Source organism: Microbacterium sp. HD4P20 (assembly GCF_019449275.2).
GTDB lineage: Bacteria > Actinomycetota > Actinomycetes > Actinomycetales > Microbacteriaceae > Microbacterium.
Genome location: NZ_JAHZQZ020000022.1, coordinates 1 through 14,282, shown reverse-complemented (window position 1 = coordinate 14,282; position 14,282 = coordinate 1). Strand labels below are relative to the sequence as shown.

Annotated in this window: 8 protein-coding genes; 6 read left to right on the top strand and 2 right to left on the bottom strand. The window is 68.1% G+C overall.

All coding sequences use genetic code 11. The annotated features are described in order from the left end of the window. Positions 1-30: 30 nt before the first annotated feature. The gene (locus tag K0817_RS16605; RefSeq protein ID WP_253735457.1) at positions 31-1,941 is read right to left on the bottom strand and encodes a substrate-binding domain-containing protein; all 1,911 of its coding nucleotides are present in this window, start codon (positions 1,939-1,941) and stop codon (positions 31-33) included. A 180-nt stretch (positions 1,942-2,121) separates the two neighbouring features. Next, positions 2,122-3,504: an MFS transporter gene (locus K0817_RS16600; protein ID WP_301340070.1), complete on the bottom strand. Its 1,383-nt coding sequence runs from the start codon at positions 3,502-3,504 to the stop codon at positions 2,122-2,124. A gap of 318 nt (positions 3,505-3,822) precedes the next feature. Here K0817_RS16600 and K0817_RS16595 point away from each other — a divergent pair, with 318 nt between their 5' ends. The 6 genes from K0817_RS16595 to K0817_RS18745 form a co-directional block, all read left to right on the top strand. Further along, a complete protein-coding gene (locus K0817_RS16595) occupies positions 3,823-4,389 on the top strand; it encodes a peptidase M23 (RefSeq protein ID WP_253735456.1) in 567 nt (188 codons plus the stop codon). Positions 4,390-4,558: 169 nt separating this feature from the next. After that, positions 4,559-6,430 carry a molecular chaperone DnaK gene (dnaK, locus tag K0817_RS16590; protein WP_219982815.1) on the top strand — a complete coding sequence of 624 codons (1,872 nt, stop codon included), beginning with the start codon at positions 4,559-4,561 and terminating at the stop codon, positions 6,428-6,430. A 2-nt stretch (positions 6,431-6,432) separates the two neighbouring features. After that, complete coding sequence (locus K0817_RS16585; protein WP_219982814.1) at positions 6,433-7,047, top strand: nucleotide exchange factor GrpE; 615 nt, start codon at positions 6,433-6,435, stop codon at positions 7,045-7,047. A 15-nt stretch (positions 7,048-7,062) separates the two neighbouring features. Further along, positions 7,063-8,061 (top strand): DnaJ C-terminal domain-containing protein, encoded by a 999-nt coding sequence (locus K0817_RS16580; RefSeq protein ID WP_219982813.1) that lies wholly within the window; start codon positions 7,063-7,065, stop codon positions 8,059-8,061. Positions 8,062-8,126: 65 nt separating this feature from the next. After that, positions 8,127-8,615: a heat shock protein transcriptional repressor HspR gene (locus tag K0817_RS16575; protein WP_219982812.1), complete on the top strand. Its 489-nt coding sequence runs from the start codon at positions 8,127-8,129 to the stop codon at positions 8,613-8,615. A gap of 213 nt (positions 8,616-8,828) precedes the next feature. Next, positions 8,829-14,282: DUF11 domain-containing protein (locus K0817_RS18745; RefSeq protein ID WP_219982811.1), on the top strand; the 5,454-nt coding region annotated here is incomplete at its 3' end.

Sequence of the window (14,282 nt, the reverse complement as noted above, 5' to 3'; positions counted from 1 at the left end):
GTGAGTCGGCACGCGAGTGGATTGCGCCGCTCAGAAGCTGGTGACGAGGTCGCCGAGCACCGCCTCGAGCTGCGACGGGTCGGTCGCGTCATAGTAGTGGGCGCCGGTCGCGCTCGAGATCGACTGCAGCGTCGCGACGTCGGCGTCGGCACCGTAGGCGAGGGTGAACACCAGGACCGGCGTGGAGTGGTGCAAGTGGCGCAGGTTCTCGAGCATCTGCTCGGCGCCGATCGTCGGCGCGTTCGGTGCGTCGTTCTCGCCGTCGCTGAGCAGCACGACGGCGTTGATGCGGTCGGCCGACCACGCGGCGGCCTGCTGGGCGGTGAAGGTGTCGACCGCCTGGTACAGGGGGGTGTCGCCCATCGACACGATGCCGCCCAGGGCGCCCAGGAACCCGTCCCGTGCACCGCCGATGTCGGCGACCGGCGAGATGAGTCCCGGCACCATCGCGCCGTCGGGCGCCTGCGCGAAGCCGGCGAGCCCGACGTCGTCACCAGTGGTGAAGTGACCGAGCGCCGCCTCGATCGCCTTCTTGGCCTGTGTGAGCTTGGTGTCGTTCGGCGAGATCGGCGCATCCATCGAGCCCGACACGTCCAGCAGGAACAGCACGTTCGCGCGCTTGCGCACCTCGGGGAAGGCGTCCTGCACCGCGGTGACGACCTCCGCCGCCGGGAACGGGATCACCCCGGCCTGTTCCGCGGTGAGCCTGCCGATGCTCGCGACCACCGGATCGAGCTGCCGGTTGAGGTCGCGATAGCCGGCGGCCCGCACCGCCTCCTGACCCTGCGCCGTGCGGGTGAAGCGGATGAAGTCGGCGGCCGCCTCGGATTCGATGGGGTCGATCCAGGCGCCCGTCAGGCGCATCGCCGGGTTATTGGCGGCGTAGTAGCCGTCGGCCGGGTAGATCGGCACCAGTTGCTCTGCCGGCGGAGCCTCTTGCGAGCGAGTCACGCCGTCGCGGCTCGTGATGCCGCGGTTGTAGTCCCACACCGACTTCTCATCGACGATCACGGCCGACAGGAAGTCGGCGGCAGTTCCGGATGCCTCGGCCTGACGCGCGTGCCACAGGAAGTGCTCGGGGGTGGCCATGTAGTGGCTGGTGGAGAGCTCGTTCGCGTGCACGGCTGCCAGGACGGCCGCGTCGGCGACATGCTGCGCCGAGAACGCCGCGAGGGAACCCGCCGCTGTGCCGAACGAGGCATACATGGCCGCCTCACCCGAGGTGGCCATGAGGGGACTGGTCTTGCCGAGTTTGAAGCTGCCCCATTCGGGGTGGCCGAGCGCGCTCCACAGGTCGGCGTCGCCGGCCGCTTCGAAGACCTCGGCCCACGTCGGCGCCGTCTCATCCCAGCCGACTGCCTCGGCGAGCGGCTGCGGCATCGCCAGCACGATGTCGGAGGTCGCGATGCTCGTGCCCTCGGGGCGCAGCGCGGTCGCACCCTGGGATTGCGCGACGTCGACCCATGTGGTCGAGTCGGGCAGCCATACCGTGGGCTTCTGATCGTCGGGGACGCTGGGGAAGCCGGTGGCGACGATGGTGGCCGCCACCCCGGACTTCTCCTTCGTCGAGGCCACCGTCACGCACGAGCCGGCCACATTGCGGGGCGCGCTGTTGTACGCCGACGTGAGGTGCTCCACCATCTGGGCGTTCTCGTGCGACGACAGCACGTGCACCATCGTGCACGGGCTTGCGCCGGCGGTCGACGCCGGCTCGTCCTGCGGGAAGGTGATCAGTTCGGGCTCGGGGACGGGCTGCTCTTCGGGCGCCGCCACGACCTCTGCCTCGGCGGCGAGGGCCGACAGGATCATCGTAGAGACGGTGCCGATCGCCGCGACGAGCGCCACGATGCCGACCACCGAGATCCACATGACGACCTGGCGGCGTCGCCGCCGCCGGCGCAGCCGGCGTTCCTCGGTCGCCGCGTGCGGCCTGCCCTTCACGGGCGGCTCTCAGTGCGACGGGCGCACGGCGCGGCGCCGCGTCCACGGCAGGCGTCATCGGGCATTGGCTGGACCTCAGGTCGGGGGGCACCTGAGCCGGATCGGGTTCCGGCGCTGGCCAGAGCCTAGCGGCAGACCAGAGAGGGGCGCGAGGGGTGATGAAGCGCGTTGGCTGCGGCGTCAGGCCGACAGCTTCTGCTGCGTGGCCCGCACCGGCAGCAGGAGCAGCAGGCCGACCAGCAGCACCAGCACGATGCCGAGGATCCCGTAGTACGCCTCGCCCGAGACGCCGACGAACACGGCGAACATCATGGGCGCGAGGAATGACACGGCCCGACCGGTCGTCGCGTAGAGCCCGAACACCTCGCCCTCCCGCCCCGGCGGGATGATGCGCGCGAGGAACGTGCGCGACGCGGACTGGGCGGGGCCGACGAACAGGCACAGCGCCAGGCCCGCCGTCCAGAACACGATCTGGCCGCCGTCGTGCAGGAAGAAGACGAGCAGCCCCGAGATGACGAGACCGATGAGCGCCGCGACGATGACCGGCTTCGCGCCGAGCCGGTCATCGAGCGCGCCGACCGCGATGGTCGAGACGCCCGCGACGACGTTCGCCGCGATCGCGAAGATGATGACCTCGCCGGCGGAGAAGCCGAAGACGGATGCCGCGAGCACCCCGCCGAACGTGAATACTCCCGCCAGACCGTCGCGGAAGACGGCGCTCGCGAGCAGGAACCACAGGGTCGGGCGGCTCTCGCGCCAGAGCCGTGCGATGTCACGGCCGAGGCGCGCGTACGAGGCGAAGAACGACACCTTCTCGCGCTTCACCCCGGCTCCGCGGTACTCGGGCACGGCGAACAGCACCGGAAGTGCGAAGAGGCCGAACCACACCGCTGAGACGACCATCGCGATTCGCACCGGCCAGCCGTCTTCGTCCGGCACCCCGAACAGCCCTTGGATGAAGCCGAAGTACACGATGAGAAGGAGCACGATGCCGCCCACGTATCCCATGCCCCAGCCGAAGCCGCTGACGCGACCGATGGAACGCGGCGTCGACACCTGCGACAGCATCGCGTTGTAGTTGACGCCCGCGAACTCGAAGAACACGTTGCCGGCAGCGACCAACAGCAGACCGAGCCACAGATAGCCTGGATCGGGCGCCACGAAGACCATGGCGGCGGTCATGCCGACGACGATGTAGGTGTTGACCGCGAGCCACAGCTTGCGACGGCCGGAAGTATCGGACCGCTGGCCGGTGATCGGAGCGAGCAGCGCGATCAGCAGTCCCGCGGCGGCGAGCGCCCAGCCGAGCTGGGCCTCGACGGTGCCGGCCGGTCCGAAGCTCGAGCTGGTCAGGTAGACCGTGAAGACGAAGGTCGTGACCACGGCGTTGAACGCGGCGGAGCCCCAGTCCCACAGTCCCCACGCGAGCACTGCACGGCGACTGGTGCGCTCTGGCCCCTCGGCCTGGGCTGCGGCAGCCACGGCCGCCGCCATCGCGTCGGTAGGCGTGACGCCGGTGAACTCGGGTGCGCCGGCGGGGGGTCGAGACTCGGGCGAAGTCATGTCGGTCACGCTAAGACCCTTCGGTGAACGGCCGGTGGCGCCGGCGGTCTGCACCGCGTCATCGCGGCGCTCCGCCAGGCTACGGCACGTCGGCGCGCGCGGTCCTCTCCCAGGCACGGCTGCCAGACTCCCGCCATGTCGCCCGCCGCTTCGTCACGTGCCGATGCGCGTCGATCCGGCTCTGGCGGAAGGCGACGCCCGACGCCCTCTCGGCACAACGGCCGGCCCCGCCCTCGGGCGAAGAACCGTCGCACCGCGGCATCCCGCGCTCGACGCCTGCGTACCGCGACGATCATCGCCATCGCGACCCTGGTAATCGTGGGCGTCGTCGGCGTCTTCGCGCTCGTCAGCGCGACTGTCCGAGGCTTCGGGGAGTGCCGGCTCGACGCGTTCGCACCGCACGACACCCCCGCAGCAACGCGGAGCTGGAACGCCGAGCAGCTCGCGAACGCCGCTGTCATCATGTCGGCCGGCCGGGACCTCGGCCTGTCGGTGCGGGATCAGACCATCGGCGTCATGACCGCGATGGGCGAGTCGTCGTTGCGGAACCTCGACTACGGCGACTGGGAGACCAGCGGCGTCACCAATCCCGACGGCAGCCGCACCACCTCGATCGGACTCTTCCAGCAGCAGGACGGCTGGGGCTCGCGCGATCAGCGGCTCGACCCCTATAGCGCCGCGACGCTGTTCTATCGCGCGATGACGCTCGCCGTTCCCGAAAGCGAGCGGGTCGCGACAGCGCCGACGCTCGTGGCGCACCGCACGCAGATCAACGCCGATCCGCAGCACTACGCGCGGTACTGGCCGATGGCCGTCGGTGTCGTCGAGCACCTGTCGAACGCCGATACGGGTCTGGACCTCGCGACAGGCGAGCAGGGCTGCTGACCGAGATCTTCAACTTGAGCCGACTCCTATCAACTTTGATTTGACGGATCCCGAGCCCGGGCATATGGTTGAGTCATCGCGGCTCAACCTTCCGGTGCGGGCCGCGAGAAGACTTCCCGTAAACCCTGGGCCGAGGCATCCGTCCCGCCCCTGAGAAGGAGAGAAACACATGGCACGTGCTGTTGGAATCGACCTCGGTACGACCAACTCGGTCGTGAGCGTCCTCGAGGGTGGCGAGCCCAAGGTCATCGCCAATGCCGAGGGCTTCCGCACGACCCCCTCTGTGGTCGCGTTCACCAAGGACGGCGAGGTGCTCGTCGGCGAGACCGCCAAGCGCCAGGCTGTCACCAACGTCGACCGCACCGTCTCGTCCGTCAAGCGCCACATGGGCACCGACTGGGGCTTCGACGTCGACGGCAAGAAGTGGACGCCGCAGGAGATCTCGGCCCGCATCCTGCAGAAGCTCAAGCGCGACGCCGAGCAGTACCTCGGCGACACGGTGACGGATGCCGTCATCACCGTTCCCGCGTACTTCAACGACGCCGAGCGCCAGGCCACCAAGGAAGCCGGTGAGATCGCGGGCCTCAACGTCCTGCGCATCATCAACGAGCCCACCGCCGCTGCTCTCGCTTACGGCCTCGACAAGGGCAAGGAGGACGAGCTCATCCTCGTCTTCGACCTCGGTGGCGGAACGTTCGACGTCTCGCTGCTGGAGGTGGGCAAGGACGACGACTTCTCGACCATCCAGGTGCGCGCGACCGCCGGCGACAACCGCCTCGGCGGCGACGACTGGGACCAGCGCCTCGTCGACTACTTCATCAAGCAGTTCAAGGACACCACCGGCGTCGACGTGTCGGGCGACAAGATCGCGCTGCAGCGCCTGAAGGAGGCCGCCGAGCAGGCGAAGAAGGAGCTCTCGTCGTCGACTTCGACGAGCGTCAACCTGCCGTACCTGTCGCTGACCGACTCGGGCCCGGTCTCGCTGTCCGAGACCATCACGCGCGCCAAGTTCGAGGACCTCACCAAGGACCTGCTCGACCGCACCAAGAAGCCCTTCGAGGACGTCATCCGCGAGGCCGGCATCAAGGTGGCCGACATCGACCACGTCGTGCTGGTCGGCGGTTCGACCCGCATGCCCGCCGTCGCCGAGCTGGTCAAGCAGGAGGCCGGCAAGGAGGCGAACAAGGGCGTCAACCCCGACGAGGTCGTGGCCGTGGGCGCAGCCCTGCAGGCCGGTGTCCTCAAGGGCGAGCGCAAGGACGTCCTTCTCATCGACGTCACACCGCTGAGCCTGGGCATCGAGACCAAGGGCGGCATCATGACGAAGCTCATCGAGCGCAACACCGCCATCCCGACCAAGCGGTCCGAGACCTTCACGACCGCCGACGACAACCAGCCGTCGGTGGCCATCCAGGTCTTCCAGGGCGAGCGCGAGTTCACCCGCGACAACAAGCCGCTGGGGACGTTCGAGCTCACCGGCATCGCGCCGGCGCCCCGTGGCATCCCGCAGGTCGAGGTCACCTTCGACATCGACGCGAACGGCATCGTTCACGTGTCGGCCAAGGACAAGGGCACCGGCAAGGAGCAGTCGATGACCATCACCGGCGGCTCGTCGCTGCCCAAGGAGGACATCGAGCGCATGGTGCGCGAGGCCGAGGAGAACGCGGCGGAAGACAAGAAGCGCCGTGAGTCGGCCGAGACTCGCAACCAGGCCGAGACGCTCGCTTACTCGATCGAGAAGCTCATCAAGGAGAACGACGACAAGCTGCCCGAGAACGTCAAGACCGAGGTTCAGGCCGACGTCGACGCCCTCAAGACCGCTCTGGCGGGCGAGGACGATGACGCCGTCAAGACCGCGTTCGACAAGCTCTCGCAGTCGCAGGGCAAGCTGGGCGAGGCGATCTACGCTGCGGGCCAGGCGTCGCAGACGGCTCCGGATGCCTCGGCCGAGCAGCCCGCCGAGGGTGCCGGTTCGAACGCCGCCTCCGATGAGGACGTCGTGGACGCCGAGGTCGTCGAAGACGAGGACGAGAAGAAGTAGTCATGACCCACAAGGACTTCGATGAGAATGAGGTCCCCGGTGACGAGGACCCGGAAGCGCAGGCTTCCGGGTCCGACTCGCAGGAGGGCCAGGAGAACACCGGTGAAGCCGGCGCCGAGGAGGTCGAGTTCACGATCGACGACATCCTGGGTGCCCCGCAGAACGCGGATGCCGCAGCCGAGGACGCCGTGCTGGCCGATCTCGAATCGCAGCTGCTGAACGACCTCAAGCGACTGCAAGCCGAGTACGCCAACTACCGGCGCCGCACCGAGGAGCAGCGCGAGATCGAGATCGACCGTGCCACCGGCGCGGTGGCGAAGGGGCTGCTCCCCGTGCTCGACGACCTCGACCGTGCCGAGAAGCACGGTGACCTCGAAGAGGGTTCGCCCTTCGCCGCGATCGCCGAGAAGCTGCGCAGCGTCGCCGAGCGCATGGGGCTCAGCACCTACGGCGAGGCCGGCGAGGTCTTCGACCCGCAGCAGCACGAGGCGATCTTCCAGGCGCCGACTCCCGGCGTGACCGCGCCCACCGTTCTCGAGGTCGTCGAGATCGGCTACCGCCTCGGCTCGGTCGAGCTCCGGCCGGCGAAGGTCGTCGTCGCCGTTCCGGCCGAATAGCTCGGGAGGGCATGGATGGCCAGTCAGGACTGGTTCGACAAGGACTTCTACTCGGTGCTCGGCGTCTCGAAGGACGTCTCGGACGCAGACCTGAAGAAGACCTACCGCAAGCTCGCCCGCACCTACCACCCCGATTCGAACCCGGGTGACGCGGCGGCCGAGGCGAAGTTCAAAGAGATCAGCGAGGCGTACTCGGTGCTCTCCGACGCGGAGCAGCGCAAGGAGTACGACCAGATCCGGGCAATGGGCTCGGGGGCTCGATTCACCGCAGGCGGCGCCGGTGAGGCGGGCGGCTTCGAAGACGTCTTCAGCATGTTCAACCAGGGCCGGGGTGCGCGCTACCAGTCCGCTGAGGACTTCGACGACATCTTCGCGATGTTCAACCAGCAGCAGCCCGGAGCGGGATTCGGTTCCGGCCGGTTCGGGCAGCCGACGGGCGGCTACCGCGGCTTCGGTGGTCCGACGCGTGGCTCGGATGTCACGGCGCGGACCACGATCGACTTCATCACCGCCACCAAGGGCGAGACGATCAGCCTGCAGGGCGAAGACGGCAAGCCGTTCAAGGTCAAGATCCCCGCGGGCGTCGCAGACGGGCAGAAGATCCGTCTGCGCGGTCGCGGTCGTCCCTCGCCGGACGGCGGCGAGAACGGAGACGTCGTGGTGCAGGTCGCGGTGCGACCGCACCCGGTCTTCTCGCGCGACGGCCTCAACCTGCGGGTCACCGTTCCGGTGACCTTCACCGAGGCCGCGCTCGGAGCGACGATCGAGGTGCCGACACTCGGCGGCGATCCCGTCAAGCTGCGGGTCGCCCCGGGCACGCCGTCCGGGCGCGTGCTGCGCGTCAAGGGTCGTGGGGTGCAGACGCAGAAGGGGACCGGCGACCTCCTCGCCGAGGTGCAGGTCGCGGTGCCGTCGCACCTTGACGACGCCGCGCGCGAGGCCCTCCAGCGCTTCCACGACCTGGAGCCGAAGGAGAACCCGCGCGCCGACCTCATGAGCAAGGCGCGAGGCTGACACGCCCGGAGATTGAGCGAGCGAAGCGAGACGAAAGGCGATAGACCGGAGGCGAGGTGATGACCATGGGCGAGCAGCACGAGATCGACGACGAGACACCGATCTTCGCGATCGCAGTGGCCGCCGAGCTCTCGGGCATGCACCCGCAGACGCTGCGGCAGTACGACCGGCTGGGCCTCGTCGTTCCCGCACGAACGCAGGGCGGCTCTCGCCGCTATTCACTTCGCCACGTGGCACAGCTGCGCGAAGTCGCGCGCATGTCGGCCGAGGGCATCGGCCTGCCGGCGATCGCGCGCATCCTCGAGCTCGAGGATCGTGTGCGCGAGCTCCACGGCCGCGTGCGAGATCTCGAAGAGCGCGTCCGGGTCGAGCTGGAGAGGCGGCCGGGGGCCCGCGTCTTCGCCGCGGGATCGACGGGCGCGGTCGTGACGCTGCGCCATGGCACGCGTGTGCGGCGCGCAACCGAGCTCGTCGTGTGGCGTCCCAGGCAACCGCTCCCGCCGGCATCCGGCGCCGACTCGGACGACCCCGAGGGCGAGCAGACGACCCGCTGACCCGCGACCACGACCATGGGGTGAAAGACAGGGTGAAATCCTGAGAGAACTCCTGGAATCGGGATATGAACGTTTCACGGGCCGGTGCCATTTCGGCGTCGAGCTCGTGAAGTCCCGAGGGGGGAAATCGTGAGTCGTCTCATCGCGCCCAGAATCTTTGCCGGTTCTTCATCCAGGCGGCGGCCCACAGGACGCCGCGTCTCATCCGTCTCCGTGGTGGCGACGACAGTCGCGGCACTCATGCTGGCTCTCTTGCCCGCGACCGCCGCTCAAGCGGCCACGGTGTACGAGATCACCGCGCGCTGGGTCGACGGAACGGCGACCTCGGTGAAGAGCGGAGACGTCGTCACAGGCCTGTGGCACGTGAACCTGAACGATGACGCGGCAGCGCCCGTGAACGACCCGGTAGAGAACGTCACTGCAACGCTCGTCGCCCAGAACGGCCGGTTCGCTTCCATCCCGAACATGTGCCTGACGAGCGACGTGGATCCGGCATCGAGCATCTCGTCGGACGGTCTCACCCTCGTCTGCAACGTCGGAACTCAGACGGAGGGGACCGCGGCCGCGATCCAGGCCCCCATCACCGTGGACGGCCCGACTGGGTCACACGTTTCGGCGACAGGCACGATCGGCGATCAATCGGCAGCCCTGGATCCGATCGAGATCACGAACGAGTTCGCGATGGACATCCGCTGGGGAACCGGCGCGGCCTATGTCGCCAGCGGGGCCAACTACTTCGAGACGAGCTACGAGTGGACGCTCAACAAGGGCCTCGGCAGCGACGCAGGACCGCAGACGATCACGTATGACCTGACGATCGCTTCGCCCCAGGGCGGGACGATCCAGATTGCGCCGCAGGGATGCACGCCGTACGACATGAACATCGCGTCGGACGGGCACCCGTGGTCGGGTGGCAGCCACCCGACGAACCAGATGACGTCGTTCGTCGGCAGCTGCACGGTCGCGCAGACCGGTCCGAACACGTTCCAGATGACACTGAGCGGGATCGACTACGACCCGGCCAACATCCCGACCCGGGACTCCGCCGGGAACCTCCTGCCGACGGATCAGGTGGCTCTGGCAGCCGGATCGCTCTTCGTCCGCACGTTCAACGTTCCGGGCGGCTCGACGACGGTCACCGCCAGCGCTCCTACGTACACATCGACGACCGGTCTGACCGCGCAGGACGATCCCTCCAACAACAGTGAGACCAAGACATGGCAGCCGCTGGGCACCTACTCCTCGGGGTGGGGCCGTGGCTACACCGGGAGTGGCGGGACGACGTGGGATGACACCTATCGCGTTGCCGCGGGCACCGTCGTCGGCCAGTACCTCGACACCGGCTGGCAGCGCTGGGCTCACCGAGACGACAGCCTGCTCGTCGGAATGTGCGCACCTCTCGACACTCGCCACGTGACCCTCGAGGCATTCGTCTGGGGCGTCCCGGCTGGGGGCGTCCCGAATGCCCCGTTCGAGTACTACACCGGTACCAGCCCAAACCTCGATCCGTCGAGCCCGAGCTACAACCCAAATACTTTCGACTGCGCCCCCTCGACGGGGTGGAGCACGACACCGCCGGCCAACCTCGCCGAGGTCAAGGCCGTTCGCGTCGTCATGACACAGGGGCAGGCCGAGGCCCACGTCGATGACCCGAGCATCACGCCGGCTGCCTTCGTGCGGATCCGCCCCGAGACCCCGGCTGGCACGGAGATCTGGAGCTTCTTCTCCGGCATCCACGATTCGCCGGCCCCGAACTCGTGGACCGGCCCCGACTACGCCGGCTGCATCACCAACACTCCGGGGTGGCGGTACCCCTGCACGACCGGATTCCGCGACGTGCTGCGGATCGTCGATGCGGCTCCGGCCATCGCGAAATCGGTCGATCGCAGCGCCGTGACACCGGGTGTTCCCGCGACCTTCACGCTCACCTACGCCGCCAACGGCGCCGGGCAGGTACCGCCGACCGTCGATGGCTACCAGATCGCCGACACTCTGCCGGTCGGGATGACCTATGTGCCCGGCTCGGCGTCGCCCGCGCCGACCGTGACCACCGACCTGCAGGGCCGTCAGGTGCTCAGCTGGACCCTGAACGGCGTCCCGACGAACACGCAGAACGCCCTCTCGTATCAGGCGGTCGCCGACCCGTCCGTGACGCCAGGTCAGGCGCTCACCAACACGGCTACCTCCGCGTACGGCGGTGTGGTGACGGCCCCCGTCGCCGCGCAGGTGACCGTGAGCACAGACGGCTACACCAGCATCGCCAAGGTCGCGGACACGCCGTTCATCCCGAACCTCGCGGGTGACGGAGTGGGCGAGGGGTCCTGGACGGTGACGCTGCGATCGTTCGACCCGCTGCCGCAGGACTTCACCGACACGATCGACATCCTCCCGTATCTCGGCGACGGCCGCGGAACGGACTTCTCGGGCGCTTACGAGCTGACCGAGGTCGAGGCCGTCGCGGGTGCCACGGTGTACTACACCACCGCAGACCCGGCGACGCTCAGCGACGACCCGGCCGACGCGACGAACGGCGCTGCCGGCGATCCGACGGGCGGTACCGCGGGCTGGTCGACGACGTTCACCGCCGATGCCACCGCCGTCCGCGTGATCGGGCCCGAGCTCGCCCCGGGCGCGACGGAGGCCTTCACGGTGCACGTCGCCACCGACGGTGTCGAGGGTGGCGACACCCTCGTGAACCGCGCGCAGGCCAGGGCTGAGCACACCGAGCTGGTGATGCGTACGTCGGCTCCGATCACGGTCGCCAACTACTACTCCGCGGCACTGAAGAAGTACGTGCAGGATGCCGAGGGCATCTGGCGCGACGCGAACACCGTCGAGGACTACCCGACGTACCGCGTCGGCGACGAGGTGCCGTACCGCATCGTGATCGAGAACACCGGGCAGGGAACCCTCACCGACCTCGAGATCACGGACAGCCTCTTCCCGGAGGGGTCGTTTACGGTCGACGAGCTCGCGCCCGGCGCGGAGGAGGCGCACGAGTTCACCGTGACCCTCACTGCCGGTGGCAGCGTCGTGAACACCGCGTGCGGTGCTGCAGCGATCCCGGACGACTCGGGCATCGCCCCGACGATCAACTGCGACCCGGCCGGGGTCGAGGTCGTGAACTACTCCACGGTGAAGTCGTCGGATCCGGTGTCGGGGACGGTGCTGAACCCGGGTGATGAGGTGACGTACACCGTCACGGTCACGCAGGAGGGCACCGTTCCCGCGGTCGCGCAGTTCACCGATGACCTGGCGGAGGTACTGGACGACGCTGATCTGACGGCTGGGCCGACCGCTTCGGTGGGGACTGCGACGATCACGGATGGGGTGTTGTCCTGGGCGGGCACGGTCCCGGTCGGTGAGGTGGCTACGGTGTCCTACACCGTGACGGTGAAGGACGCCGCGGCCCTCGCGGAGGGTGGCAGCTACTTCCTCGAGAACGGGGTTTCGAGCCCGGGATGCCCGGACGCCGGCTGCCCGCCGGTGGAGCATCCGATCGCGGATTTCACCGTGGTGAAGTCGTCTGATCCGGCTGATGGGTCGAATGTCGATGAGGGTGGCACGATCGAGTACACCGTGACGGTGTCGCAGGTGGGTGAGGCCGAGTACGAGGGTGCGTCGCTGGTCGATGACCTGAGCGATGTGCTGGATGATGCCACCTGGGACGACGAGCTGACCGCGTCGGCTGGCACGGTCGGTTTCGATGCGGCCACGCAGGTGTTGTCGTGGTCGGGTGATCTGGCGGTGGACGAGGTCGTGACGATCACGTACTCCGTCACGGTCACGGGTGAGGGTGACACCCACCTGCACAATGTCGTAACCAGTGATGGCTGTGCGTCGGTGGAGGTGTGTGAGACCGAGCATTACACGGCCTCCTACACGACGGTGAAGACGTCGGATCCGGCGTCGGGTTCCGATGTGCAGGTTGGTGATGTGATCGAGTACACGGTGACGGTGACGCAGTCGGGTCAGGGTCGTGTGGTGGCGCAGTTCTTCAACGACGACCTCACCGGGGTGTTGGATGATGCGACGTTCAACGATGACATCGTCGCCTCGGACGGGACGTTCACGTATGTCGATGGGGTGATCTCGTGGACGGGTGATCTGGGTCCGGGTGATGTGGCGACGGTGACGTATTCGGTGACGGTGACCGCTGCTGGTGACACGTTGATCGGGAACACGGTGCAGTCTCCGGGTTGTGAGGCGGCTGCTGATTGTGAGACCGAGCATCAGACCGGTCGTTACGAGACGGTGAAGACCTCTGACCCCGCCTCGGGCAGCGATGTGCAGGTCGGGGAGGTCATCGAGTACACCGTGACGGTGTCGCAGATCGGTGCGGGGCCGGTGGAGGATGCGTCGTTCGCCGATGACCTGACGGCGGTGCTGGATGACGCGACCTGGAACGATGACCTGGCCGAAAGTGGCGGGTCGGCGGATTACGCGGAGCCGACGGTGTCGTGGTCGGGTGATCTGGCGGTGGATGCCGTGGTGACGGTGACGTATTCGGTCACGGTGACCGGTGCGGGTGATATGAGCCTGGCCAACGTGGTCACCAGCGACGGCTGCCTCGACGAGGCGGGTTGCACCACGACCCACCTGACCGGTGACTACACGGTGGCCAAGACCTCGGTCGCCGCACCCGGCAGCGATGTCGCGGTGGGTGAGACCATCACCTACACCGTGACGGTCGCGCAGCGTGGTCCGGGGGCGGTGACGGATGCGTCGTTCGATGATGATCTGTCGGCGGTGCTGGATGATGCGACCTGGGACGACACCCTGGTCGCCAGTGCGGGCGAGGCCTCGTTCGACGCGGATGCTGAGACCATCGAATGGTCCGGTGATCTTGCGGTGGGTGCGGCGGTGACGGTCACCTACACGGTGACGGTGACCGGTGAGGGTGACATGACACTGACCAACGTGGTGTTGCCGGGTGAGGACGGTGAGTGTGTGCCGGCGGCGGACGGGAACCCGGAGTGCACGACCACGCATGAGACGGGCCGGTTCACCTACGCGAAGATGGCCGACCCGATCCACAACAGTGACGTGCAGGCCGGTGACACCATCACCTACACGGTCACCGTCACGCAGGTCGGTCCCGCCGGGGTCGCGGCATCCGTGGTGGATGACCTGACGGACGTCCTGGATGACGCGTCCTACAACGGGGATGTCGCGGCCACTGCCGGTACGGCGACCGTCGAGGGACCGACGCTGTCGTGGGCCGGTGACCTGGCGCCGGGTGATGAGGTGACGATCACCTATTCGGTGACGGTGACCGGGGCTGGTAACACCACCCTCGCCAATGTCGTGACCACGCCGTCCGAAGCCGGCGATTGTGTGACGGCGGAGGATGGCACCGAGGAGTGCCGCACCATCCACAAGACCGGCGGGTATGTCTACGCCAAGACCGCGGACCCGGCATCCGGGGCCACCGTGCGTGCCGGTGACACGGTGACGTACACGGTCACCGTCACCCAGCGTGGTGAGGGTGCGGTCACCGACGCGGTGGTCACCGACGACCTGTCGGGGGTGCTGGATGATGCGACCTGGAACGGTGACGCGGCCGCCAGCAGCGGCACCGTGGCCCGGGCGGGGAACACCCTGACCTGGACGGGTGATCTCGCGGTGGGGCAGACTGCCACGATCACCTACTCGGTGGATGTGACC

Coding starts and splice junctions, on each gene's coding strand:
- K0817_RS16600 (WP_301340070.1), bottom strand. CDS start 3,504: ATGACTTCGCCCGAGTCTCGACCCCCCGCCGGCGCACCCGAGTTCACC.
- dnaK (WP_219982815.1), top strand. CDS start 4,559: ATGGCACGTGCTGTTGGAATCGACCTCGGTACGACCAACTCGGTCGTG.
- K0817_RS16585 (WP_219982814.1), top strand. CDS start 6,433: ATGACCCACAAGGACTTCGATGAGAATGAGGTCCCCGGTGACGAGGAC.
- K0817_RS16580 (WP_219982813.1), top strand. CDS start 7,063: ATGGCCAGTCAGGACTGGTTCGACAAGGACTTCTACTCGGTGCTCGGC.
- K0817_RS16575 (WP_219982812.1), top strand. CDS start 8,127: ATGGGCGAGCAGCACGAGATCGACGACGAGACACCGATCTTCGCGATC.